Genomic DNA, 26,588 nt, shown 5'->3' with positions numbered 1-26,588 from the left:
GAGATAAGCACTACTGTTTCCTCTTCAGCGCATATATGATATTGAATTAAGATAATTTATTTTTGAAACCTTTTAACTCATCCATGAATCTATGGAATTCTGGAATATCCATTTGTTGTGCAGAATCTGATAATGCAACTGCTGGGTCTGGATGTACTTCAGCCATTACTGCATCTGCGCCAATTGCAAGTGCTGCTTTCGCTGTTGGTAATAATAAGTCTCTACGTCCAGTTGAATGCGTTACGTCAACGATAACTGGTAAATGTGTTTCTTTCTTTAAAATCGGTACTGCAGAAATGTCTAATGTGTTACGTGTTGCTCTTTCGTATGTGCGGATACCACGCTCACATAGAATAATTTGGTCGTTACCTTGTGCAATGATGTATTCAGCTGCGTTAATGAACTCATCAATTGTTGCTGCTAATCCACGTTTTAATAATACTGGCTTGTTAACTTTACCTACAGCTCGTAATAAATCGAAGTTTTGCATGTTACGTGCACCAACTTGAATTACATCAACGTAGTCTAATGCCATTTCAACATCGTTCGGATTTAAAATTTCACTAATGATCGCTAAGTCGAACTCATCTGCAACCTGGCGTAAAATTTGTAATCCTTCTACTCCTAAACCTTGGAAATCGTATGGAGATGTTCTCGGTTTGAAAGCACCACCGCGCATTAATTTTAAGCCTTGATCTTTCATCGCTTGCCCTACTTGGCGAACTTGCTCTAAGCTTTCTACCGCACAAGGTCCCATGATGAACGTTTGTGTTCCGTTACCAATCAATTCACCTTTTACATCAACGATTGTATTTTCTTTTTTCTTTTTACGTGATACTAGTAATGCTTTACGGTTATCATCTTCTTGTAATTCTAAGCTAGCTTTGAAGATTGTTTTGAAAATATGTTGAACTGTTGACGTTTCGAATGGTCCTTCGTTATTCTCTGCGATCATATCAAGTACTTCACGCTCACGTACTGGATCAAAACGTTTCGTACCTTGTACTTGCTTTTGCTCCCCAATTTTTTGAACGATTTCACCACGTTTATTTAAAAGGTGTAATAGTTGTAAGTTAATTTCATCTACCTGTTTACGTAATTGATCTAATTCATGATTTGCCATTTGGAAATCCTCCTCTAATGTTTTAAAAATATAGTAAGAGAATGAAAAATTCTCTATTTTCTGAACTGATAAATTATACAAATTTTAAGTGGAATCGATACCTCTTCTTATTTTAAACGAATACTTACTATAAGGACACTATCTACTATATAAAAACCCACTTTTTTGTACAAAAAATCCCTACTGATTCAATCAGTAGGGACGATATTTATCGCGGTACCACCCTAGTTGTAGACTTCTTTCGTCTACCTCTCTTCATTGTTAACGATCATCTGACCGTCTTTCCCTTCATAAAGACAATACTCTCTTTACTACGAAAAAGATGCTCTAGGACTGTAATTCGCTCTTGTTTTTGTACTGGTTCGCACCAACCACCAGCTCTCTGTTACAGGGAAACAACAACTACTGCTTTTCCTTTCAACGCATGAATATTTAATTTTCAAGTTGGACCACTAAAATACAAAAAGTCCCTACTGAATAAATCAGTAGGGACGATATTTATCGCGGTACCACCCTAGTTGTAGACTAACTTTCCGTCTACCTCTCTTCACTGTTAACGATCAATTGACCGCTTTTTCTTCATAAAGACGAAACTATCTTTACTACGAAAAAGATGCTCCAAGACTGTAATTCATGATTATCCCTGTACTGGTTCACACCAACCACCAGCTCTCTGTTACAGTAAGACTAACCACTACTGTGATCTCTTCATTGCACTTTGTTTATTCAAATGTTTTTTTGAAATTGAATAAGTATGATTCGTATTATAGAACGCTTTTCAAAACACTGTCAACAACTTTTTATATATTTTTTAAAATTCCACTTTCGCCCTGCATTTCTTCTTGTAAATTCTCCATAACAATTCCGATGCGAATTATCTCATTATCTATTGCATTTAATACATATTTTTCTACACCATACCGGATTAATACTTCTTTTATTCGAATGATTTCCGTTTCAAGTAAATCAGCTTCCTGAAGCGTTTGCAGTAAAGTGAAAAATGCATTTGCATACAAATCTTTGGACATTTTTATACGCTCTGTCTTTTCAAGTATTTCATTAAATAACTGTTTTATCTCCATTTGATTCCCTTTTCCACCCACGTCCGAAAATGATTTACATATTATCGATAATCCTCTTTCTACTATTTCATCCATAAATAAAATAATACGTAAAAGCATTACATATTCTCTAGCTGTGATTTCACCCATTTTCGGTCGCTCTCGCAAAAATATACTGAGCCAAGCTGCCCAAAATTTTTGTTGTTCTTTTGTACTTAACGTTTTGACGTAATAGCATAAAAACTGCATAAATTTAATTTTATTTTCTTCATTTTCTTGTATAAGCAACGGGTATAACCAATCTGTTTTTTGCTCCCAATACAGTACACATTTAATAAATACAAAACTAAGCCATTTCAAGAAAGCTTCCCTCGTATGCGGATGCAATACTTCCAAATGTTCTACCGCATATTTAATAAATCGCTTCATTTCTGTAAATAAAGGTAAATTGATTTGCGTGTAACATAAGCCTGCCCATGCATATTTCGTAATCTCATTTTCCTTCTTTAAATCTAAGTACGGTAACAAATATTTTCGGCACCACTGTTTCTCAATATGATAAAGAAATGTTATATCTGCTACTAAACGAGCTAACATGTAATTTGTCCGCTCTGAACTAACTCTCACTTGTTCTTCAAATAAAAATAAATATTCATACACGTTACGATCGTATAAATGATCATATGATAACAGTTTTAATAATACAGCTGTCATTTTCCCAACTGGATGCTGGATCGATTCATTGTAGAAATCTTGTTTTCCAAGCTTAAAATCTGTATCACTTTTCATTACTTGAGGGAATACCGAAAAAGCAAATCGTTTCACATTACGTATGCTATTCTCCTCTAGCTCCTCTAATCGATTACTAATTTCATATAGAAAGCTACTAATTAACCAATGAAAAGCAGTATTTCTAACAAATTTCTGCAATAGCGGAATAACTTTTTGGATTTGTTCATTTGTCAGTCCTCGGTTATTTCGCCACTCTCTAATACAAACAAACCATACTTCATTACTTATTTCATGCATGCTAACTAATTGATAAGCAAATGAAATACTCCATTCTGTATTCAATTTACATGCTTTCGATAACATCTCTAAAAAATGACGCTGTTCAAAAACACCGTCTTGAGAAAATTGCCGAACTTGTTTCATAATTTCTTCGCCTTTCAGCTGTAATAATCCATCAGCAGTTACATTACAAGTAATACTTTGTTCTGTGGTTTCTTTCTTCTGTACACTGTATCTCTCAGAATGAAAGTGAGGATGTTTTTGCTTCATTACCTCATAACCTTTTGCTGTAGATGGACTATTTGAGTCACAAGTGAATAATAAATCTAATACTAAACAAACATCAAATGCCCTCTCCTCTGCAAGATCTTTCAGTACAATTTGAATGACTTCTTCCTTTGTTTTTTCTAAAGAAGATGCGAAATGATTTTTTATAAGTTGAAAAACTTCTTGTTTATACGTGACATTTAAAAGAAGTCCTTCCTGTAACAACCATTTCATTTTGTCATCAGCGCTAACAAATATGTTTTTATTCATCGCATCAATTACAATTCGGGTCTGAAGCACGCTGTTTGCTTCTATCATTTCTGTAATATAATAATTTGCTTTTTTCTCATTATTTTCACATAAATAAGCTAAACACTCTTTTACAATTTGAATTAAAAAGGCAAGATCATTTTGCTGAAACTCTTTTTCAACATTTTCCTTACCCTTTTTTTTCAATGCCGTTTGTCGTAGTGATAGCATTCGCATCTTTTCTATTCCCATCATCATAATTGGTACGGCGTAATAGGAAATATGAGGTTTCATTTTCTCATTCCAAATTTGCTCCACATAAGAAAATGTAGACACTGGTAAGCGACTCGATTCCTCAAGTTCTATTGATTCTTGCGTACCATTTCCCCATTTTCTCTCCCGCTTCAACTTAAGCTTCCCATCCAAAATAAACGTTAGTAATAATAATGCAATTTCTTTATGCTCAGGAAAAGAACATTTTTGTAGTAAGTAAGAAATTTTTTCAATTGATTTACTATCTTTTTCAGCTGTTTCTAGTAAAAGAAGTGTCCATCTTGCAAACAACAACGGATCCATCTCAATTTTCGTCTCGTTTAAGTAGCTACAAATTGTTCTCCAAAATAACGGAGATAGTTTAGAATGATTTTTAAAAATTAACTGAAATAATTCTTTTTGATGACTAAAAAGAAATTGTTCCACTAACCATTCTGCAAGTAGTTCATCTACCTCATTATAGTTTGATGTAACTAAAAATAAATTTTGTAATTTTCCTTCTGCTTCAAGCCATTCCACCCATTCATAATCATGAGCAAATTCAACAAAGTAGCGGACTGTTTCAATTTTTTTTATTGATTGTTTTATGTATGATAATTGTTCCTGCTCTACTGATGGTGGAACTGTTACTATGTCACGAATACGCATTCGTTTTGTAATATAATTATCTCCCATTAATTCCGCCCATCGCTTCACTGCTTTAACAAGAGATTGATGATTATTACCTTTATTCGGATATACAATCGGCCGTATTCCTAAATGCTCCCAGTGGTACGTATTTTCCCCTTGTGCAACAAATGCATAACGCCTTGTACTTGGTGGTAAACCAGTCGCTAAATATTTCATTACTGGGTCATTATGGCTATATCCAACGAATAAAACGGTATAATTCGAGAATAAATCAACTAAAAATCTTCTTGCCCACCCTTCCGTCAAGTAAGCCCTTCCAAAATCACCATCTGTTAAAATTAACGCTTCTTTCTCTTGTTCTATATTGCCATGTATGTAGGCGAGTCCTTTAAACGCTCTACCTGTAGGTAACGCAGGTGCATAATATACGTTTAATTCTCTATTCATTTCTTTCATCGCAGTTGTAAAATGCCGATCAAAATTTGTCGTTACGATGCGGACTTCTGTATCTAAAGGAAACAACCTTGGAATCGTGTAATGAAGCGGATTCGGCTTTGACTTTTCAGTATGAACTAAATCTCTTGCAACTTGATGTACGTCTTTTGTTTTCGCAATTTTACCAAGATAATAATCATGTGGTTCTGTTATTTCACGCGTTTCCACATATAACGTCTTCGCAATTTCATCAACTAGATCATCAAAATTCGGTAAGTTTGATTTCCCTTTCATAGAAACCCCCGCTCCAACAAATAGTACTAACTTTCCTTGTTCAAGATGATCAATTAACTCATCTGGAATTTCTACTTCTGAAGTAATCCACACCATGGATTCCCCCTTACCTAAAAATGTCATATACTTTCATTTTACTATAACATTTTTTCTTTGTTTTTTTAATATTTAGACAAAAATGGAACGTGAAAAAGTTTTATATAAATATATTTGTTACAATGTATGAACTCCTAAATTTATTGTAAAACTATGTATAAATCGGAGGTGTAAATATTGAATGGTTTTACTGTAGTTCTTATTAAGTTTATATCGTGCATTATCGCATTTAGTATTGGACTTGCTTTATTTTTCCCTGCAACATTCGTCCAAATTATTTCATTTAGTCTCTTTGTTACAATCGTATCCTATATGTTCGTCGATAAAATCATATTAAACCGAATAGGCAATACTGGTGCCATTATGTCGGATTTCTTACTAACGTATTTAAGCGTATGGATTTTCGGTAATATTTTATTAGACAATTACATGCAAATTGCATGGGGTAGCTTCCTTTCCGCTACAGTCTTTACATTATCTGAAGTAATCGTTCATCGTTTTTCTAACTCGCACACAAGGCACCACAATGATAACATTCATATTAATCGCCGCTTTGCGTATGGTACAGAATTTGCTGAAGAACAGAATATATTGGATAAAGATAAGAAGAAGTAACATTTCGATGCAGGAGCACCCTTTTTAATTATTTGGTGCTCCTTTTTCATGTATTCATTATGGTACGTGAAATTATATGAACGATGTTTTCAAGATATCGTTCATATAATAAAAAAACTACCTCTTATTTAGAGGCAGTCACTTTCAAATCTTTTAACGCAACAACATTAGCAAACGCTCCAAACACCACATTATGATGCTTTACAATGTCTTCCGCACGTAACACTTCTGTATTAAACGTACTATGTGCATCACTCACTAACGTTACTTTATACCCTTCACTAAACGCTCTTCGCGTTGTCGTATCCACACAGTACTCCGTTTGCATACCTGAAATAATAACGTGTTCAATTCCTTTTTCTTGTAATACTTCGTTTAATTTTGTCTTATGGAATGAATCTGGCGTCGCCTTTTCAACAATACTATCCCCTTCTTGCGGAGCAATCACCTCATGTACTTTCCAGCCCTCTGTACCTTTTTCTAACGGATGATCTTTTGGTCCGTTATGTTGTACATAACTAACGGGAATATCATTAGAACGACATTGCCCAATAAGTTCTTGTAATATTTCTAAAAACTTCTCCCCATTATGTACTGGCGTTCCTGCTGTATACATACCTGCTTGCACATCAATTACTATTAAAGCTTTTTTCATTTCGCGCAGCTCCCTTTGTTTGTATAGGCCTCTACATATTCATCATAATATAGTACTTCAATTACATGGGACCAATTCAGGATTGATCCGATGAAGTCCTTTATATCTAATCCAGGCATTTCGTATACTTCTTCATCGTTAGCTGTTCCCGTCGCATCTTCAATGAGCGTAACTTTATAGCCTTTTTCAAAAGCAGCGATACTTGTAAATAAACAACAAAATTCCGTATTAAATCCAACGATAACAACATGATCAACTTTATGTTTCATTAATATTTCTTCAACACCTGTATCTTTAAACGCACTAGGTGTTGTCTTCTCGGCTATATAATCCGCAAACTCGATATATTCTTCTACTAATGCACTTCCAGTTGATTCAAAATACAACGTACTTTCTGGATTATCATCTCGGTGTTTTAAGAAAATAATAGGTTCATTCTCTGCTTTAAATTGTTTTAAAACATTTGCGATTAACTCTTTTTCAACAGAAAAATCTTTACACTCTAAAATCCCCTTCTGCATATCTAATACAAGTAGCGCCTTCATTTTTATCACCTATCCTCTATACGTTTATATTCCATCATCCAACAATCTTCTAATTTCCCCTCATGCAGCTCCTGTTCCTTTAATATCTTCACCTTTTTAAATCCGCATTTTTCATAACATTTTATCGCACGTTCATTATTTACTTTCGGGTCCATTGCGATTGCTTCTGCTCCCGTGTTCTCCATAATATATGTAATTGCTGCCTGAACGAGTTTCATTCCAATTCCTTTTCCCCAATAAGTCGGCTCTCCGATAAATTGATCCATTCCCCATACATTTTGTGATTCTTCATAGCCATATAATGTTTTCCACTCAGAATCAATTGGGTACATTTGTATGTAACCAATTGGAACGGCATCAAACTCTATTAAACATCTTTTTTCATGACTATTTGGATTATGTATAAAATGATTCAGTACCATTTCTACAGATTGCGGATTATCTCTTCCTTCGTAATACTGCAAGACTTCTGGGTCTGTTAACCATTTTGAAATGACCTGTGCATCCTCTTCTTTTACGTACCGTACCGATACATGATCTTTTTGAAATAGCATATAATACCTCTTTTTAATTATTTGTATTTTTCCTTGTTGTGAAATCTTTCATTGCACCAATTAATGCGTATGGTAACAATGTAATCGCAAAAAATGCTGTAAACAAATTAAAATGAGGAATTTCATATGGAGTGAACCATTCCGTGAAAAATTCAGAATGTAAAATTCTATTTAAAAACTCTCCACTTGGCTTAAAATTTGGTGCCCATCCTGTAATCTCACAAATAATAAATAGTAATTGAACAATTATAAATGCCCCTAGATAGCGAAACCATGTCCGTTTCCAAATCGGCTGCGCCTTATTTAATTCATGTTCCATCTAACTCCCACCTTTTTATTTCAATCCTATTAATTATACACTTTTCGCACTTTATTTGTTAAAATTTTCTATATACTCATTCACGCTGGGGGAATACATTATGTCTAATCCTATACTTAAATCAACTTTAATCATTCTTAGAGGCAACTCCGCAAGTGGTAAAACAACAATCGCAAAGCAATTACAAGAACATTTCGGACAAGGTACACTTTTAGTATCACAGGATGTTGTACGTAGAGATATGCTTAGAGTACACGATACGATGGGGAATTTATCACATGATTTACTATTTGAAATTACAAAGTACGGAAAAGGAAAATGTAAATTTGTTATTTTAGAAGGCATTTTAAACAATCGTAGATACGGTGATATGCTGAAAGAATTAATACATTTTTTCGAAGGAAACGTCTATACATATTACTTTGATTTATCGTTAAAAGAAACGATTCGACGACATAACACAAGGGATAGACGAAATGAATTTGGTGAGGATTCCCTAGAAAAATGGTATAATCCGCACGATACAATTGAAGTTACCAGAGAAGCTATTTTTACAGATAACTTCACGCAAAAAGATATATTTGATGCGATTCTTACTGATGTTGTAATCCAAAAATAAAAGCCAGCCTCAATAAAGAGAACTGACTTCTATCTAGTTAACTATATTTATTATAAAATTTTAACTTTAACTGTTTGTCTTCCCCAATTCATAGCTTTACTTTTTGAGCCCATTAAAACATCAATACGATTTCCTTTAATAGCACTTCCAGTATCACCAGCGATAGCTTCGCCATAACCTTCTACCCATACTTTAGATCCTAATGGGATTACTTTCGGATCTACTGCGATAATTCTCATATTCGGATTAACCGTTAAATCATGCCCCATCGCAGTTAAAACGCGACCACCATATGTACCATTTTCACTTGGATCAGCAGTATACGCTGTCGCTACTACCGTTAATTCACGTTTAGCAGACTGTATGTTATTTTTAGACTCTTCTTTTGCTTTTGCTTCTTCTTTAGCTTTGGCTATTTCTCTTGCTCTTGCTTTCTCTTCTTCTTTAGCCTTTGCTATTTCTCTTGCTCTCTCTTCTTCCTTAGCCTTTGCTATTTCTTGAGCCTTCGCTATCTCTTGGGCTTTTGCTTCTTCCTTAGCCCTTGCTATTTCTCTTGCTTTCTCTTCTTCTTTAGCCTTTGCTATTTCTTGGGCTTTTGCTTCTTCTTTAGCCTTTGCTATTTCTTGAGCCTTCGCTATCTCTTGGGCTTTGGCCTCTTCCTTAGCTCTTGCTATTTCTTGGGCTTTCTCTTCTTCTTTAGCCTTCGTTTCTTCCTTAGGCTTTACTACTTCTTGGACTTTCGCTTCTTCCTTAGGTTTTGCTACTTCTTGGACTTTCGCTTCTTCCTTAGGTTTTGCTACTTCTTGGACTTTCGCTTCTTCCTTAGGTTTTGCTACTTCTTGGACTTCCGCTTCTTCCTTAGGCTTTGCTACTTCTTGGACTTTCGCTTCTTCCTTAGGCTTTGCTACTTCTTGGACTTTCGCTTCTTCCTTAGGCTTTGCTACCTTTTGTGTTTTCACTTCTTCCTTAGCTTTAACCGTTTTTTGTACTTTTGCTACTTGCTTCGTTTTCTCTTCAGCTTTTTTTTCAACTGGTGCTGTACTTGATAGGAAAGAAACATTTGCATAGGCTGTTTTTCCTTTATACTCAAATTGTAGCCAACCGTCTTTTACTTGATGCGTTGATTCAATAACATCATCTTTTTTCAGTCTACCAAGTATTTCTGATTCTGTATTTGCATCAGAACGGACATTTAACAAATTCGCTGTTACATGATACACATCTTTTGTAAACTCTGAGCTTACAAACACTTCTTTACCGTTTAAATCAATTTTTGACCATCCATCTTCGGTATTTATTACTTTTAACTCTTGTCCCTCCTTTACCTTTTCGACAACTTTTGATTCCGTAGTTGGCTTTTCACGTACGTTTAGTACATCCGCTGTTACGATTTTTTCTGCAGTAGCAACTGTGGTAAAAGCCCCCATCCCAAAAACTGTTGCTGTTGCTGCGCCAATTATTTTTTTCATATTAGGCCTCCATTACGTTTTTTTGACTTCTATTATATCAAATGCTTCCATAAAATTAGGTGTTTTCACAGAATATCAAAACTTTTGTAACAATATATTAATACTACTTAATATATTGTTGTTAAAAATATCCTTTTTCTTCAAAAAAATCAAATTTATAGCGTTCTTTAAATAAAAAATCACCTCATCATATATAAAATGAGGTGAACGAAAGGCTATTTGTTTAAGAATTTCTACAGTTATCTTTCTTGGTTATCATAATATGTTTTATCTGCATATTTTTTATCATTTCCTTTTAAATAAGCTAAGATTATTTTTGGATTTTTAACTAAAGTCCAATCTCCATATGTATCAAATCTTCTGCACGAAGTTATCATTCCATTTTTTATTGTACCGAATTTCTTATTTTTTTGTTTCCCCCATTCTTTTAACCGCTTTGCAAAATCTGCATCTTCAGCCATAAGCATGTTTTCGTTAAATCCGTTAATCGCCATAAAGTCTTTTCTATAGCACCAAAAAATCCCGACAGATATAGCCCCATACTTAAAAAATATTGGAATTATAATTAACAGTGCGGAAACAATTATTCCTAAAGATATTCTTTCAAACTTTCCAGTTACCCCACCGCCAATGTATTTACCTGAAACTAAATATTTGTCTACGTTAGACAAAAAAGACTCTGTCATTTGGGTATCAGCATCTATAGTAATGATTATTTCCCCAGTAGCTATCATGGCCCCTGCATTTCGGATTTTAGATAAATTTTTATCATCATTTTTTAATGTAATACAGTTATACTCCTTTGCGATTTCCTCTGTTTTATCTGTACAACGATTTAAAACCACTATCACTTCAGTTTGACCTTTATATGCTTCCGCTGCCTTTGAAATTGAATCTAAACATTTTCCAATGTACTTTTCTTCATTATGCGCAGGGATTATAATAGAAAACTTTACACCTTTTTTCAAATCAATGCCTGAAGATTCATTTGTTTCCTTCATAACACTTCCCCTTTTTATAAAATAAATTTTCAATCTATATAACATATATTAATATTTATGAGACTGTATTATAAAAACTAAAAACATGTTAAAAGTCACCTAGAATTCTTCTATCCAAACAAAATGAAACAATACTTTTTATGCTACATAGTTGTCGCAAGTCCCGCTAAAAACAAACTTACGATTGCTAAAAATTTTGTGCCGACTATAGCCCCTCTTAAATGAAACTTATAATCTTTGTATTCCTTCATGCCTTCTGTACTAGGAATCACAACAAATCTTGGGGTAATCCAGCAAAAGATTAGCCAATCAAGTATAAACAAATCTACTACATTAAAAATCATTAAAATACCAAAAGTATGTAAATAGGCATCAATAAATAATAATTTTCCATGTTTATGTAGTATATATGTAGAAACGAAAGGAGTACCGAAAAGAATAGCATTATATACGACATTAAAGTAAATCGTTTGCTTTTTTTCATGAATCGATTTTGGAAAAACTACCTTTTGAATATCTTTCGGATAATCAGTTAACGAAAGACGAGGATTATAATATAAAGATCCTAAAATCATTACGGATAATACAATAGACATAATGACACCAACGTACATCATTTGCTCAAATGAATTCATATGCTTCATTCACCCTTTTCTGTATTCGCTCCATAGTACACGTACTTAATTACATATTGTATGTACGGCATCGATCAAAAATTAACAATTCACTTTATCAATCATTTTATAATTGAAATTATGATTTACTTATCATTAATCTTTTCTGAAGAACAATTAAAAATTAGTTTGGAGGAATATTATGCAAAAGCTAAATTTGAAGAAATAGATTTTAATTTATATTTTCAACCCATATCAAATAAAGAAGTACTGGCGCAAATTACCGAACGCGCTATTCCGTTAGACGCAGCACAAAATGACGTTACAAGGCTGTTAAAGCCCAATGAAAACCATCAACTATTCAGCTCCTATAAAGTGTATGATTCTATTACAAATGAATATGTTTGTCTTTTACATGTTACGGTAAACGAGGATTATGTTAAAGAAGCTGAAATTGGATATATGATTTTGCCAGAGCACTGGGGAAAAAGATATGGTGGCAGAATTGCAAAGGAATTAATGAATATAGCAAAGCAGACAGATATAAACGTACTAAAAGCAATTATTGATCCGAACAATGTCCCCTCTCGCAAAATTTTAATATATGTAGGTTTTATATTGGAGAAAGTTTGCGAGATTGATGGATTGCCTGGGGAAATATTATGTACATATATTTAACTAAATAAAAGGAGATACTACTAGTAGTATCTCCTCTTCCTCTTAGCCATCATCTTATGCAATGGTGACTTTTTCTATTTACCACTATTCATAATTTCAAATTGAAGTCTGCGTTATTTATAGCAGACAATCGATCTCCCTACTATACAATAGAAAACATCATATACATTCCAACAACGAAGAATACGGCTAAAGTCTTAATTATCGTAATACCAAATATCTCTTTATAAGCCTCCCTGTGCGTTAATCCTGTAACTGCAAGTAAGGTTATAACTGCTCCGTTATGAGGTAAAGTATCCATACCTCCTGCCGCCATTGCAATTACACGATGTAGCACATCTAACGGAATATCAAAGTTCGTGGCCGCTTCAATATATTTTTCTGCCATTAAACCTAATGTAATACTCATTCCACCCGAGCCTGATCCCGTCAGTCCACACAATATATTCGTCATGACCGCTCCGCTAATTAAAGGATTTGAGAAAGTCCCCGTTAAATAGTTTTGAATCATGACAAATCCAGGTAAAGCTGCTATAACGGCACCAAACCCATATTCAGCTGCGGTGTTCATGGCAGCTAAGATTGAACCACTTACGCCCACGCTTGTAATAGATTGAAAATGTTCTTTTATTGCTTGGAAATTTAATAAAATAGCAGACAATATACCGATAAGTAGTGCCATTTCCACAGACCAAATCCCCACGACTTGTCCCATATCAATTGTTCCGTACTCCTTCAAACCTATGGATGCAAAATCAAATCCCTTTGTATACCAAACAGGGATGAATGCTGTAAAGACTTTATTCATTACGCCAACCAGTATAAGCGGAAGGAAAGCTATCCAGTAACTAACTGGAATTACATCGCTTGAAGCAATCGGATTTTGCACCAATTGTGCACTAGTTGTGGCAGCCATCTCAGAAGTGGCACCGCCTTTTCCGAAGTACCCCTCTCCCTTAGCAGCAGCCTTCTTCCTACACCTTTCCAAATACAACATACCACATATGAAGATAAACAGTGCTCCGATAATTCCTAATGTAGGAGCGGCATAAATATCTGTTTTAAAGAACGTAGTTGGAATAACATTTTGGATTTGAGGCGATCCAGGAAGTGAATCCATCGAAAACGTAAATGCGCTGAATGCGATTGTCGCTGGAATGAGACGTTTCGGAATATTTGCCTCGCGAAATAATTGCGCCGCAAATGGATAAATCGCAAATACTGCCACAAATAAACTGACACCACTGTATGTAAGAATCGCTCCCATTAATACGATGGAAAGAATTGCTCTTTTCACGCCTATAAAATGGATAATAATTTTCGCGATTTTTTCTGCTATTCCAGTGATTTCCACCACTTTACCGAATATCGCTCCAAGCAAAAATACAGGAAAATATAATTTTATAAATCCGACCATTTTCGTCATAAAAACATTAGAAAAGAACGGTAAAACATTCGCTGGTTCTGTTAAAAATACAGCGAGCAACGCACATAACGGAGCGAATAAAATGACTGAGAATCCTCGGTAAGCTACAAAAATGAGTAAGCCAAGCGATAACAATACAATCAATAAATCCATAACCCCAATCCCCTTCTATAATATGGATTTTTCAACTTTGTATCCTTTTCTGTTTGTATATATTGTGGTAATGCCTGTCAGAGCAGGCATTACTTTTTGCATATTATAGTTATAGTTTTTTATTTATGATGAAAGATTGGTGCCCTCTTTTCTATAAAAGCCTCCACTCCCTCTTTTACATCACTCGTTTGAAACACATGTCCAAAATTTTCAGCTTCTATTTTTAATCCGTCCTCAAGAGAAGAAGATATCCCTTTATCGATAGATTGCTTCATCAAAGATAATGCAGGAAGAGAAAACCGAGCTATTTTCAATGCTAGTTCCTTCGCCTTATTCAGCGATTCGCCACGCGGAACAACATGATTCACCAAACCAACTCTCCATGCTACTTCAGCAGTGAGTGGTTCACCAGTAAACATCATTTCCTTTGCACTTGCAGTTCCGATTAATCGAGGTAAACGTTGCGTTCCTCCCGCACCTGGAAACAAGCCTAATTTTACTTCCGGAAGCCCGATTTGGGTGTGTTCTTCAATAATCCGTAAATCACACGATAAAGCTAATTCACACCCGCCCCCAAGCGCTAGTCCGTTAATAGCAGCAATTACAGGCTTCGGCAATCTTTCAATTTTATTTAACGGGTTCTGAAGCCACAATGATTTTCCCTCCGCGTATTCACTTCCTTTCCCAATCCATTCCGGAAACGACTTAATGTCCCCTCCTGCAACAAAGGCCTTTCCACCAGCGCCAGTTAGAAGTACAACAATTACTTCATCGTCCCGTTCAATTTCATCGACCGCTACCGTCAGTTGCTCTACCACAGCACCGCTTAGTACATTTACAGGAGGATTATCAATGATAATCGTTGCGATTCCATTTTCTTTGGACCATGTAACAACTCGCTTATTTTCCAATCCATTCCCTTCTTTCTAATATGATATGAGGTAAAATTAGCACATCAACTCGTTCTTTTAATTACATAACCGACCCGTTCACGATCCCAAGCACCGCCGATTCCTTCCTCCTGCAGCTTGAATTTTTGAATCCGTTCCGTCGCGGTTTTTGGGAAAGTTTCACTGAACTGAACATATCTAGGTACCATAAAGTAAGCCATACGTTCTTGACACCAATCTAGAATCTCTTCATGGGACATCGTTTCATCTTTCTTTACAATCACATATAATTTGACATCCTCTTCTCCCACTTCTGACGGGACACCTATGGCCGCTGATTCAAGTATTTTTGGATGATTATTCACAACTTTTTCGATTTCCCAAGAGGAGATATTTTCACCACGCCTCCTGATACACTGTTTGATTCGATCGCAAAAGTATAGATAACCTTCCTCATCTAGATAACCTCGATCTCCTGTATGGAACCATCCTTCCTTCATTGCCTCCTCTGTTTTATCAAGCATTTTATAATAACCTTCCATGAATGCTTGTCTCTGTAAGGAACGAATAAAAATCTCTCCAATTTCACCAGTCCGTACCTCATTTCCATCTTCATTGACAATCTTCGTCTCTACGTAAGAATATGGTTTTCCTATAGAAGGTGGCTTGTTGGCATGAATTGGATTCGTTACACAAAAACCAGTCGTTTCCGTTAATCCGTAACCTTCCACAATCCGGACGCCAAATCGCTCCTCAAACGGCTTCCAAAACTCCTTAGGCGTAGCAGCGCAAGCCGTCACCCTTACTAAATTGTCATTATCGTTTTCCTTTTCTGGCTGCTTGTAAAGAATAGGAATCATAGATCCTAAAGAATTAAAAATGGTTGCACCATGACTGCGAATTTCACTCCAAAATCTAGAAGCACTAAACCGTTTACCAAGAGCGATCGTCGCATTAGAAGAAATAGCCCCAAGTACTGTATGAGCCTGGGCGTTTATATGAAATAACGGAAGCGCTGTAAATAAGACATCTTTTGAACTTGCACCAACCATATAGTTGGCAAATGACTGCGCAGAATTTACATAGGCAGAATGACTTAACATGACTCCTTTAGGTAATCCAGTTGTTCCAGAGGTATATAGGATACTGTTAATAGAAGTGGAAGAAACAAATTCGTTTGGAAGGTGATGGTTATTTGTATGTAGTACATCTTTCAATTCGATTACTGACCGCTCCTTACCATCGCCTTTAATGAACACGCTTTCATTTCTTCCGTAAGCAACAATTTGAATGTCCCTTTGTATACATGACAAACAAGAAGCAATTTGAGGAACAAACTCCTTATCAACAATAATTAACTTACAATCAGAATGGGCTACAATATACTGCAAGCCTTCTCCTTTTAAATGCACATTCAGAGGTACCGCAATTGCTCCCATGAAAGATAAAGCAAACCAAACATCCAGATATTCAGGAGTGTTATGAAGCATAATACAAACCTTGTCTCCTTTTTGAATACCGAGCTCACAAAATCCTGCTATGGCTCTTGCAATTCGATGATAAAGCTCCTCATATGTAATCCTTTGTTCTTCAAATTGTAAATACACTTTACTAGGTGTTTTTTCGATACTTTGCATAATAAAATGCGGTAAACTTTGATTTTTCAACATTGAATTCCATCCCCTTCCTGCTAAAATTCTTTTTATTTATATAGCAAGAAGCATGCCAAAAATCGACTCATTCCCTATTCCCTTACTCCTTCGTACTCTCCCTTACTTGTCTAATTTCACATGTCGCATTTACGCTACAAATATTAGCAACCATGTCGCATATATAAGAAAATGTCGCAAAAGAGAGACAATGTTTATTGCTACAAACAAAAAAAGGGCCTGTTTGCCCTTTGCTTTCCTTCATGACATTTCGTACTTCTCTATTTTTCGATATAAGCTGGCCCGATGAATTCCTAAAAGCTCGGCTGCCTCTTTTATATTTCCAGCTGTTTTTTCCAAAGCTCTCGTAATCGCACGTTTTTCAGCAGCTTCCACTTCCGCCTGCAGTACATAACTCATCTCATGCTTATCTTGGTCCGTCGTAAATGTTACATGGTTTAGCTCTTCTTCCAAATCTTTTTTCCGTAAATATGCCGGAAGATGATGCACTTGAATAATCATTTCTTCTATAACATTCATCGCTCGTTCTAACACATTCTCTAGCTCTCTAATATTCCCTGGCCAATCATGTTCCATGAATATGTCTCTTACTCTCTTATCCAATGAAAGAACATTACTACCTAGCTCACCATTCAATTTCTTAATTAAAAATTCCGTTATATGTATCATATCTTCTTTTCTCTCTCGCAACGGAGGAATATCAATCTCAAACACATTCAACCTATAATATAAATCCTCCCTAAATTCCCCTCTTTGCACCATTTCACGGAGATTTCGATGTGTCGCCGCAATGAAACGGACATCAACCTTTTGAATTTTCGTACCTCCAATTCTTTCAATCTCTTTCTCTTGCAATACACGAAGCAACTTCACCTGCATATCCAAAGACATATCACCAATTTCATCTAAAAACAACGTTCCCTTATCGGCTAATTCAATCTTTCCAGGCTTACCGCCTTTTTTCGCTCCTGTAAAAGCCCCTTCTTCGTATCCAAACAATTCAGCCTCCAAAAGCTCCCTTGGAATCGCAGCACAATTCAAACGAATAAATGTACCATTTGCACGTGGACTTGCACGATGTACCGCATGCGCAAAGAGCTCTTTTCCTGTACCACTTTCTCCTCTTATCAAAACGGTAGACCGACTTTTAGAAACCTTTAAAGCCATCATTTTGACTTCTTTCATTTTTGCACTCTCTCCTATAATGCTTTGAAAGGAAAGTCGCCCTTCTTGCAGCCGCTGTAATTCAGTTTGATAGTAAGATAGCTTTGATTCCATTTCACTAATTTGGTCTCCCAAAGCTTTAAACTGCTGTATATCATGAAACATAATTTTACCAATTGCTCCAATAATCTTACCTTCCTTTATTATAGGTATGCGCGTTGCGATTATATTCCGATTACTTATACGCTGGATATGCCCAATTTCCATCTGTCCCGTCTTTACGATAATATGCATCCTCGTATTCTCAACAACCTCCGTACAATGCTTTCCAATCGCTTTCTTCGGATCATCAATCCCTAAAAATTGTGCATAAGAACCACTTAAAAAATTAACAATTCCTTGTTCATTTACCCCTAGAATGCACTCAGACAGTAAATGTAAGGCACTTTCATATCGACTTATGATGCTTTCCAAAGACTGTATACTTTTCCCCTTACTTTCCAGAATGGCAATTGATCCGTATTCTGTCTCATTCTGATATACACGGGATTCATTCACAATTAAAACTTGGTTTCCACTCCTGCATTCATACCTGTACAAACTATCACTTTGATTCACTACTAACTTCTTCCGATCAGGAATAATCGTTGATATATGCTGACCTATTATTTCATTTTCTTTTTTATGTAACATGCTACAGAATAGTTTGTTGCTATATGTGATGATTCCATCATGATTTATAACAGCAATTCCGTTATTCATTACCTGAAGAGCCTGACTAGTTACCTGCCAATTCATTCGTTCGTCCATATGCATTTGGAAGCCTCCTATCCAATTTTGCTCATTCTCGCATGTATTATATATTCATTTTAAATATTTACTTTCCCTTGGTTTTTCCGTTTGAAGTAATAAATTCTTAAACTAGTAATATAGCTCATTTACCAATAGCTTCTTTTTTGGCACTAGCAAAAGTTTTATAATCCACTTTCTTTAGCTTCTCTTGGAAGAAGATTATCTCATGGGCTATTTGCAACATGCAGCATGGACATGTTTAACACTTACATTGGATACATAAAACAAGTTTAATAAAAAGAAAAAACAGTTGACGGATTACCTTCTGCCAACTGTTTTTATTACAAACATTGGTGAATAAACCCATAATTGATAGGTTTTCTTTAGCATAAAGTTCAATCCCAAAGCTTCCAACTAAACCATCTCCCATGCCCTTCCGTTTCCCCAACCGTTTCACGATATTCGTTTCCGTTAATATAATAATCAATATGAAGGTCCCGGTCCCACATGTTGTTATACAAGTGGAATACATCACGTTTTGCACCGATTTCTTGTATTTGTTTTTCTAATTTATGTTTTACTTGTTCAGGTATTTGATTTGCGACGTGTGTATGGAAAATACAGATTACAGCATCATCACTTATTTGTTCAATAATAGATGGCAATAGCTCCACACCATCTCCTTCTATTAATTGGACAGATTCATTTTTCACTAAAGATGCGGCTTGATCAAACATTTCAAGTCTTTCTTTATGTTCTGGCCAAATGAGTGCACGTAGCCATAAATAATCTTCATCACTATGTAAATCATTTACATGTAAGTCTAGTCCGATTCTTTCTACGACAGATGGACTTTCTTTTAGAAAATGTGGTACATTCTCCCCTCTTATTTCAGAAGTTAAATGTACATTCGAATTTACATTTCCGTATATTTCATCTGTTCCGTACGAATAGCTATATTGGTCCCAAAATAGTTGTAATCCAGAACTTGTCCCAATTTCGATTAACGCTAACGGCTTTTCCACTTTATTAAATATATAGCAAAAATTTGGGTATAAGTACGCACATCGCCTTACTTCATTCGTTTGAACGAGTTTTGTTTGTAACAAAGTAATGATTTCTTCTCGGTACTCTTTACAAAAGTCTTTAAAATGATCAAACGCTTGGTCTAAATTTGTATTCTTATTTTCAACTAAGCTACTATAATACGTTTTTAACTGATGTTCTTTCCCTGCAAGTAATAAATAATGTACGGCGCCTAATAATAAGTTGGGGACTGGTTGGCCTACTTGAGCGTAGGAAGATAGTGTAAGCACTTCCTCATCTTCAGCAATTTGTATTGATAAGTATTCATATAAGTCACTTGACCCTTTACATTCCTTTATTGAAAAGTTTCGAAATAAGTTTGCGATTTGTTCTTGTGTACGTATTGGTATCCCTCCTTTTGTTTTTACAGAATAATCTTACTATTTATAGTGCAAACATTCCATAAAAAGGTATCCTTTCTACCCAATTTACGATACGTAAGCTTTTTCGAGATAATTTCAAACTGTAATTTTTTTCTATTTATCACCTTGAAAGAGCTTGTTAAATAAGATTTTTGGCGAATAAAACGTTAAATAGTTTAAAATTATCAGATAACACTAGATATTTTAGTCTATTAATTATTATAATAGAGTATGAGATGGTTATACAATTGAGACAAAAAAGGTAAATACCTAGGTGGGGCCTAGGCGGTGTTTCTCTTTTACGGCTTAGACATAGAAAACACCTACTCTTTTTTGCCAATATAGGGGATGGAGAGATTATCATGAGCAACATGCAGCAAAAAACAGACGTTATCTTAATTGGTGCAGGAATTATGAGTGCAACGTTAGGCTCATTACTAAAAGAATTAGCACCTGAATGGGAAATTAAAGTTTTTGAAAAACTCGCAAGTGCCGGGGAAGAAAGCTCTAATGAATGGAATAATGCAGGTACAGGGCATTCTGCGCTATGCGAACTGAACTATACTTCCGAAAAATCTGACGGATCTATAGATATTGGTAAGGCTGTAAAAGTGAATGAGCAATTCCAGCTTTCAAGACAATTTTGGGCATATCTTGTAAAAAGCAAATTAATTCGTAATCCACAAGATTTTATTATGCCTCTACCTCATATGAGTTTAGTACAAGGTGAAAAAAATGTTGAGTTTCTAAAAAACCGTTTTGAAGCGCTTTCAAAAAATCCACTGTTTCAAGGTATGGAATTTTCCGATGCTCCTGAAACATTAAAAAAATGGCTTCCACTCATTATGGAAGGACGTGCGCCAAACGAACCGATGGCTGCGACGAAGATTGACTCTGGAACAGATGTTAACTTCGGTGCATTAACTCGTATGTTGTTTGATTACTTACAAACGAAAAATGTCGAGCTGAACTACAAACATAGTGTCGAAAATATTAAACGCACGAAAAATGGTTTGTGGGAAGTGAAAGTACATGATATGAATAGTGGTAAAATCGAGCATCACACTGCAAAATTCGTCTTTATCGGCGGCGGTGGCGGTAGCCTACCTCTACTACAAAAGACTGGCATTCCCGAATCAAAACATATCGGTGGATTCCCAGTAAGTGGACTATTTATGGTATGTAAAAATCAAAAAGTTGTAGAGCAACATCATGCGAAAGTATACGGTAAAGCTAAAGTCGGTGCACCGCCAATGTCTGTACCTCACCTTGATACGAGATATATAGACAATAAAAAAGCTTTACTATTTGGACCGTTCGCTGGGTTCTCTCCTAAGTTCTTAAAAACTGGCTCTAACCTTGACTTAATTGGTTCTGTAAAACCGAATAACGTCTTAACAATGTTAGCTGCTGGTGTAAAAGAAATGGGACTAACTAAATACTTAATCCAGCAAGTTATGTTATCACATGAAAAACGTATGGAAGAATTACGCGAATTCATTCCGAACGCGAAAAGTGAAGATTGGGATATTGTAGTTGCTGGGCAACGTGTGCAAGTAATTAAAGATACTGATGCTGGCGGTAAAGGTACACTTCAATTCGGTACAGAAGTTGTTAGTGCGGCTGATGGATCAATCGCTGCGTTACTAGGTGCTTCACCAGGTGCTTCTACTGCTGTTCACGTCATGCTTGAAGTATTAGAAAAATGTTTCCCAAGCCGCATGGTAGAATGGGAAGGAAAAATAAAAGAAATGATCCCTTCTTACGGCATTTCACTAACTGAAAACCCAAGATTGTTCCAAGACCTTCACACTTCGACTGGTCGTACACTTGGATTAAATGAAAAAGAAACAGTTCATAACTAAATAAAAAAACGTCCGATATATTCGGACGTTTTTTCGTTACTAGAAATTATATTTATCAATATTCTCTTTCGTAAATACAACCCGCTCTGGCAATACGATAATTCCGTTTCCTTCTGCCTCATAATCATAACCTTGGATAGAGTTTGGTTCTACCTTCACTTTTCCGATTCCTTTTACTTCAAAGCTATCCCCTACTTTTAACTTCTTCCCTTTTACAACAATTTCATTTGCTACGTACGTTGCGAGTGCACCTTGTTGTTTTACATCCCATAGACCAAATTGCGCTACTGTTCCTCGTTTTACGTAATCACGCATAACGTTTGGTGTAGAGAAGCCAGTTACGGCTACTTTTTTATCCATTTTCAAATTCTCAGCTGCTTGTGCCATTGCCGGAAGTGCCGTTGCATCTGGGCAAATAACCGCATTAATATCAGGATACGTTTTTAATATGTTTTCCCCTACTGATAAAGATTTTTGCGCATTATTTTCACCGTACTGCGTCGTTACAATTTCCCAGTTTGGATATTTCTTTTTAATAATTTCTTTCGCTTTCGTTACCCATTGATTTTGATCCGTTACTGTTGGACTAGAATAAAAGAAGGCTACTTTTCCTTTATCTCCAATTTGCTTTGATGTCATTTCAATTAATAAGTTAGCAAGTTGGTCTGGTGTACCTTGGCTTATATAAAATGAGCGGTCTTTCGGATTCACATCAGAGTCCCACGTTAACACCGTCATCCCTTTTTTCTTAGCACGTTGTAATGATTGTGATAGACCATCCACTGAAGTAGAAGAGACCATAAGTGCATCATAGTTTTGGTTAATAAAATTGTTTATATATTTCACTTGCCCTGATACGCTTGCTTCAGATGGTCCATCATACTTCACTTGTACGCCTAGTTTATCTCCCATCTCTTTTGCTCCTTCACCACCAGATGTAAAGAAGCCAACTCCAGTTAATTTCGGAATGAATGCAAATTTCACTTCATCCGCTTTTTTCTTATCTGCCGTTTGACTAGAGCAAGCTATTAAACCAATTAAACAAATGCACACTATTAATAGAATCCCCAGTTTTCTCTTCATGACATTTCCCCCTTATGTAAGTTCTTTCTTTTCCCCGTTTTGAATTGATGTAATTTGAAATGTCTCATAATAACTGAAAGAATAAGAAGAATACCAATAACTACGTTAGATTGTTCATTTGTTAAACCAGTCATTTGCAAGCCATACTGCATTAGCCCTATAAAAATACTCGCCAGTACAGTACCGATAATGCTTCCTTTTCCCCCTGTAATAAGTGTCCCGCCTAATACGACTGCTGTAATGATTGGTAAAATCGTTTCACTCCCCATATCAGCACGTGCGGAACCAAAATATGCAGTTAAGAAAGTGCCTCCTAATCCACCTCCTAACCCAGAAAGTATGTAAGCGATAATGACTACTTTTTTCGTTTTGATCCCAGTGTATTTTGCTGCGTTCTCGTTCGCTCCTGTTAATTTTACGTGGCGCCCATATACAGTTCGGTGAAATAATAAAGTACATAAAACCGTTAATACGATCAGTATCCATAATAAATTCGGTATCCCTATAAAACTACCATTTGCCAGTTGTACTAATGTTTCAGGTAAACCACTTATCCCTTCATATCCAGAAGCACCTGCCCCTCCTGAAATGATGAGTGCAATTCCGCCGTATAAAAACATCGTTCCGAGTGTAACGACAAGTGGCTCTACATCTGTCATTTTTATAATGATTCCGTTTAAAGCTCCTGCTAAGCAACTAATTATTAGGGCTATTATGACAGCAAACAAAATAGGTATTCCGTTCATCCAAAGTACACCGATTAAGATTGAAGTGAGCCCCATTATTGAGCCGACCGATACGTCAATTCCTCCTGTTACAATAACGAAAGTCATTGGTATCGCCGCGATTGCGATAAATAGGAAATCATTTGTACTAAAAAGGAGATTACTAATATTTAAAAAATCACTACTTATAAAACTAAAGAGAATGAATTCGATAAGAAGTAATACAATTAGAACACCTTCCCATCTGTATAAATACTTCATAGATTCATTCTCCTTTCTGCCTTCCAATTTTTCATAACACTATCTAATATGACGATTAGTAATAATAAAAAACCTGAAATAGCATTATTCCAAAATGCTGGTATTTTTAAAAAGACGAGTGAACTGCTTATCGCCTCTAAAAATAACGCTCCTAATGCAGCTCCAACTATAGAACCCGTTCCGCCTTTTAAATGAATTCCCCCTAGTACCGCAGCTGCGATAACCTGTAGTTCTATCCCCGTTCCTGTTTGATTCGGAACGAACCCGATATTCATAACGAATATGCAACCAGCTAGCGCAGCGCTTATGCCTGAAATCATAAACGCATATATCTTCACTGTATTAACAGGTATACCAATGAGTCTCGCGCCATCTTCATTATCACCTACCGCATAAAAGTATCTTCCAAATGGCACTTTCCTTAAAAAGAAGTATAGTAGTAGTAAAATAATAAGAACAATCCATACAATTATCGGCAAACCAAGTATGACGATAGATGACAGTTGCTTAAAGTCGTTTGGTATATCTTCAATCCACTTTCCCCCTGTGAAAATTAACATCGCACCTCTAATGACCCCTAACATACCTAATGTCATGATAATAGCTGGTACCCGAAACTTTGCAACGCCAATCCCATTTGCGAATCCTATAATAGCACCAAGTAAAATAGCAGCCGTAATAGACAAGAATGCATGATATCCATCCGATAACAACATCCCGCAAACCGCTGCACTTAATCCCATAATCGAGCCAACTGATACGTCTATATTTTTCGTAAATAAAACGAATGATTGGCCAATTGCTAACACGACTAAAATAATGCTTGATTTCATCATTAAAGATAACGAGTTAAGCTGAACGAAACTTGGATTTACCATTCCGACAATGGCAATGTAAATTAGTAATAACAGTATGATAGATGTTTCGTGCATTTTATACATACGTTTCATTCCGTTACACCTCTGTATACTAGACGTGTAACTTCTTCTACATTTATTTGTTCTTTCTCCAGATGAGAAACAAATTGTCCATTTCGCATTACATATACTCGGTTTACTAATTGAACAATTTCTTCAATATCTGAAGAGATTAATAATATTCCGAGTCCTTCCCTTTTCATTTTTTCTATCGTCTCATATACTTCAAGCCTTGCTTTCGCATCAATTCCGCGTGTCGGTTCATCAAGAATAATAATTTTCGGATTACACGCAAGATATTTTGCCAGCACGACTTTTTGCTGATTACCTCCCGATAAAGATGCTAGTACTTCATCCATGCTTCGTACAACAATTCGAAACTGTTCTATATACGACTTTACTAAAGCGCTTTCTTTTTCTTGATTGATGAAAAAACGACTATTCTGATGTAAACATGCTGCAGTCATATTTTCTTTAACCGATGCAATTAAGAAAATACCATTTCTTGCTCTATCCTCTGGCACATAAACAAGTCCTTCTCTTAGCCTTTTATGCAAAGAGCATGCATCAATTGATTTTCCTTCTAATAAAATAGAACCTGATTTTATAGACTTCAATCCAAATATGGTTTCTGCTAATTCTGTTCTGCCTGATCCAACAATGCCAGCAATTCCTACAATCTCCCCAGCATGTACGGTAAATGATATATTTCCGAATGCGTGACTCGTTATATCAATTACTTCTAATATTTTTTTCGTTTCTTTTGTCTCTTGCACTATTTCTCTTTTTTCTTCTTGTTTATACCCTTTCGGCAATAACCCCTCCATTAGCATGTCATATGTATAGTCACATACATCACCTTGGCTTACAATCATTCCATCACGTAATATCGCTACTTTGTTGGCAATTTCAAAGATTTCTGGAAAGCGATGCGTAATATATATCATTCCAATTCCTTTTTCTTGTAAACTTTTCATCAGCACAAAAAGACTCTTTATTTCGTGAGTTGTTAATGTCGATGTTGGTTCATCTAAAATAAGAATCTCGGCTTCCCGTATTAATCCTCTAACGATTTCTACTAACTGTTGCTGCGCAATGGATAGTGATCCTCCTAGTTCTTTAAGGTCAATATCCCATCCTAAACTGTCAATCAATCGCTGAATCTTTACTTTTAATTCCTTTTTCTTTCCTTTTAGTCCGATACATATATTTTCTTCAATGGTCATATGCGGAAAAATGAGTGGTTCTTGTGGTATTAAGTAAATCCCATCTCCGTGTGCTTCTTTCGGATTTGCAAATTGTTTCCTCATTCCTTTTACATACATTTCTCCACTATCATACGAATATAACCCCGTTAATATTTTCATTAATGTTGATTTTCCAGCACCATTTCCTCCAACTAAAGCGTATATATCACCACGCTCTACTTGTAAGTTCACATCTTTTAGCACAAGTTGATTTGAAAACGCCTTACTCATTTCCTTTACTTGTAATAAATGTACGTCCTCCACATGATGTCACCTGCCTTCATACAGAACATTTTTTGAGAAAATGATTATTTGTTCTACTTGTTCTGTAGCATTGTATATTCCTTTTTTCATATCTAGAACACCTTTTTCATCAGACTATTCATCGTTTCAACTGGAATAAACAACATATGTGGCACATATGTTTAAGCAGTGGTCA

Annotated in this window: 22 protein-coding genes and 3 other annotated features (1 of these 25 cut by a window edge); of the genes, 4 read left to right on the top strand and 18 right to left on the bottom strand. The window is 35.7% G+C overall.

What is annotated here, in order from left to right; translation table 11 throughout:
- Positions 1 to 37 (bottom strand) — a binding site (T-box leader); it reaches 183 nt to the left of the window's first position.
- A 9-nt stretch (positions 38 to 46) separates the two neighbouring features.
- Complete coding sequence (locus AABL52_RS12645; protein WP_001273579.1) at positions 47 to 1,123, bottom strand: bifunctional 3-deoxy-7-phosphoheptulonate synthase/chorismate mutase; 1,077 nt, start codon at positions 1,121 to 1,123, stop codon at positions 47 to 49.
- Between the two features lie 194 nt (positions 1,124 to 1,317).
- Positions 1,318 to 1,553: a binding site (T-box leader), on the bottom strand.
- Positions 1,554 to 1,607: 54 nt separating this feature from the next.
- Positions 1,608 to 1,844 (bottom strand) — a binding site (T-box leader).
- A gap of 79 nt (positions 1,845 to 1,923) precedes the next feature.
- Complete coding sequence (locus tag AABL52_RS12640; protein ID WP_341519564.1) at positions 1,924 to 5,466, bottom strand: DUF4020 domain-containing protein; 3,543 nt, start codon at positions 5,464 to 5,466, stop codon at positions 1,924 to 1,926.
- A gap of 150 nt (positions 5,467 to 5,616) precedes the next feature.
- Between AABL52_RS12640 and AABL52_RS12635 the strand changes: the two genes are divergently transcribed.
- Positions 5,617 to 6,054: a YndM family protein gene (locus tag AABL52_RS12635; protein WP_097843557.1), complete on the top strand. Its 438-nt coding sequence runs from the start codon at positions 5,617 to 5,619 to the stop codon at positions 6,052 to 6,054.
- 124 nt (positions 6,055 to 6,178) lie between these two features.
- Here the strand turns inward: AABL52_RS12635 and AABL52_RS12630 are convergent, their stop codons facing one another.
- Genes AABL52_RS12630 through AABL52_RS12615 form a run of 4 tightly spaced genes read right to left on the bottom strand, consistent with a single transcriptional unit; the run spans position 6,179 to position 8,127 of the window.
- On the bottom strand, positions 6,179 to 6,709 hold the full coding sequence (locus tag AABL52_RS12630; RefSeq protein ID WP_341519563.1) for a cysteine hydrolase family protein: 531 nt from the start codon (positions 6,707 to 6,709) through the stop codon (positions 6,179 to 6,181).
- Positions 6,706 to 7,254, bottom strand: coding sequence for an isochorismatase family protein (locus tag AABL52_RS12625; protein ID WP_070168905.1), 549 nt, complete (start codon positions 7,252 to 7,254; stop codon positions 6,706 to 6,708). Before AABL52_RS12625 ends, AABL52_RS12630 begins: the two co-directional genes overlap by 4 nt.
- Positions 7,255 to 7,259: 5 nt before the next feature.
- Entirely contained in the window at positions 7,260 to 7,808 is a 549-nt protein-coding gene (locus tag AABL52_RS12620; RefSeq protein ID WP_341519562.1) for a GNAT family N-acetyltransferase, read from the bottom strand.
- A gap of 13 nt (positions 7,809 to 7,821) precedes the next feature.
- The gene (locus AABL52_RS12615; RefSeq protein WP_016087417.1) at positions 7,822 to 8,127 is read right to left on the bottom strand and encodes a YfzA family protein; all 306 of its coding nucleotides are present in this window, start codon (positions 8,125 to 8,127) and stop codon (positions 7,822 to 7,824) included.
- 100 nt (positions 8,128 to 8,227) lie between these two features.
- On the opposite strand from AABL52_RS12615, the gene AABL52_RS12610 reads away from it, so the two are divergent.
- On the top strand, positions 8,228 to 8,746 hold the full coding sequence (locus tag AABL52_RS12610) for a kinase (protein WP_341519561.1): 519 nt from the start codon (positions 8,228 to 8,230) through the stop codon (positions 8,744 to 8,746).
- 50 nt (positions 8,747 to 8,796) lie between these two features.
- On the opposite strand, the gene entB is transcribed toward AABL52_RS12610, so the two are convergent.
- From entB to AABL52_RS12595, 3 genes are all read right to left on the bottom strand, one after another.
- A complete protein-coding gene (gene entB / locus AABL52_RS12605; protein WP_341519560.1) occupies positions 8,797 to 10,215 on the bottom strand; it encodes a cell wall-binding protein EntB in 1,419 nt (472 codons plus the stop codon).
- 239 nt (positions 10,216 to 10,454) lie between these two features.
- Positions 10,455 to 11,216: a glycosyltransferase gene (locus AABL52_RS12600; protein ID WP_341519559.1), complete on the bottom strand. Its 762-nt coding sequence runs from the start codon at positions 11,214 to 11,216 to the stop codon at positions 10,455 to 10,457.
- A 143-nt stretch (positions 11,217 to 11,359) separates the two neighbouring features.
- Positions 11,360 to 11,851, bottom strand: a complete 492-nt coding sequence (locus AABL52_RS12595) for a hypothetical protein (RefSeq protein ID WP_016134759.1) — start codon at positions 11,849 to 11,851, stop codon at positions 11,360 to 11,362.
- A 60-nt stretch (positions 11,852 to 11,911) separates the two neighbouring features.
- Between AABL52_RS12595 and AABL52_RS12590 the strand changes: the two genes are divergently transcribed.
- Positions 11,912 to 12,508 carry a GNAT family N-acetyltransferase gene (locus AABL52_RS12590; protein ID WP_423250475.1) on the top strand — a complete coding sequence of 199 codons (597 nt, stop codon included), beginning with the start codon at positions 11,912 to 11,914 and terminating at the stop codon, positions 12,506 to 12,508.
- A 142-nt stretch (positions 12,509 to 12,650) separates the two neighbouring features.
- On the opposite strand, the gene AABL52_RS12585 is transcribed toward AABL52_RS12590, so the two are convergent.
- The 5 genes from AABL52_RS12585 to AABL52_RS12565 all read right to left on the bottom strand — a co-directional run bounded on the left by AABL52_RS12585 (position 12,651) and on the right by AABL52_RS12565 (position 20,033).
- Positions 12,651 to 14,087 carry a GntP family permease gene (locus AABL52_RS12585; protein ID WP_341519558.1) on the bottom strand — a complete coding sequence of 479 codons (1,437 nt, stop codon included), beginning with the start codon at positions 14,085 to 14,087 and terminating at the stop codon, positions 12,651 to 12,653.
- Positions 14,088 to 14,206: 119 nt separating this feature from the next.
- Positions 14,207 to 14,998, bottom strand: coding sequence for an enoyl-CoA hydratase (locus tag AABL52_RS12580; RefSeq protein ID WP_341519557.1), 792 nt, complete (start codon positions 14,996 to 14,998; stop codon positions 14,207 to 14,209).
- A gap of 44 nt (positions 14,999 to 15,042) precedes the next feature.
- Positions 15,043 to 16,647 (bottom strand): ATP-dependent acyl-CoA ligase, encoded by a 1,605-nt coding sequence (locus AABL52_RS12575; RefSeq protein WP_341519556.1) that lies wholly within the window; start codon positions 16,645 to 16,647, stop codon positions 15,043 to 15,045.
- 240 nt (positions 16,648 to 16,887) lie between these two features.
- Positions 16,888 to 18,627, bottom strand: a complete 1,740-nt coding sequence (locus tag AABL52_RS12570) for a sigma 54-interacting transcriptional regulator (protein ID WP_341519555.1) — start codon at positions 18,625 to 18,627, stop codon at positions 16,888 to 16,890.
- A 371-nt stretch (positions 18,628 to 18,998) separates the two neighbouring features.
- Positions 18,999 to 20,033, bottom strand: a complete 1,035-nt coding sequence (locus AABL52_RS12565) for a DUF2332 domain-containing protein (protein ID WP_341519715.1) — start codon at positions 20,031 to 20,033, stop codon at positions 18,999 to 19,001.
- A gap of 380 nt (positions 20,034 to 20,413) precedes the next feature.
- Here AABL52_RS12565 and AABL52_RS12560 point away from each other — a divergent pair, with 380 nt between their 5' ends.
- The gene (locus tag AABL52_RS12560) at positions 20,414 to 21,916 is read left to right on the top strand and encodes a malate:quinone oxidoreductase (RefSeq protein ID WP_063259466.1); all 1,503 of its coding nucleotides are present in this window, start codon (positions 20,414 to 20,416) and stop codon (positions 21,914 to 21,916) included.
- A 39-nt stretch (positions 21,917 to 21,955) separates the two neighbouring features.
- Here AABL52_RS12560 and lsrB read toward each other — a convergent pair whose 3' ends face one another.
- From lsrB to AABL52_RS12540, 4 genes are read right to left on the bottom strand one after another with little or no spacing between them, the layout of a single operon-like run.
- On the bottom strand, positions 21,956 to 22,999 hold the full coding sequence (gene lsrB / locus AABL52_RS12555; RefSeq protein WP_341519554.1) for an autoinducer 2 ABC transporter substrate-binding protein LsrB: 1,044 nt from the start codon (positions 22,997 to 22,999) through the stop codon (positions 21,956 to 21,958).
- A complete protein-coding gene (locus AABL52_RS12550; protein WP_341519553.1) occupies positions 22,996 to 23,985 on the bottom strand; it encodes an ABC transporter permease in 990 nt (329 codons plus the stop codon). The genes lsrB and AABL52_RS12550 overlap by 4 nt, the downstream gene beginning before the upstream one ends.
- Positions 23,982 to 24,935 carry an ABC transporter permease subunit gene (locus AABL52_RS12545; protein ID WP_098258986.1) on the bottom strand — a complete coding sequence of 318 codons (954 nt, stop codon included), beginning with the start codon at positions 24,933 to 24,935 and terminating at the stop codon, positions 23,982 to 23,984. The genes AABL52_RS12550 and AABL52_RS12545 overlap by 4 nt, the downstream gene beginning before the upstream one ends.
- Entirely contained in the window at positions 24,932 to 26,413 is a 1,482-nt protein-coding gene (locus tag AABL52_RS12540; RefSeq protein ID WP_341519552.1) for a sugar ABC transporter ATP-binding protein, read from the bottom strand. The genes AABL52_RS12545 and AABL52_RS12540 overlap by 4 nt, the downstream gene beginning before the upstream one ends.
- Between the last annotated feature and the right edge of the window lie 175 nt (positions 26,414 to 26,588).

This window comes from Bacillus paramobilis (genome assembly GCF_038096195.1).
Classification (GTDB): Bacteria; Bacillota; Bacilli; order Bacillales; family Bacillaceae_G; genus Bacillus_A; species Bacillus_A mobilis.
This window is presented reverse-complemented; position numbering and strand designations above follow the sequence as displayed.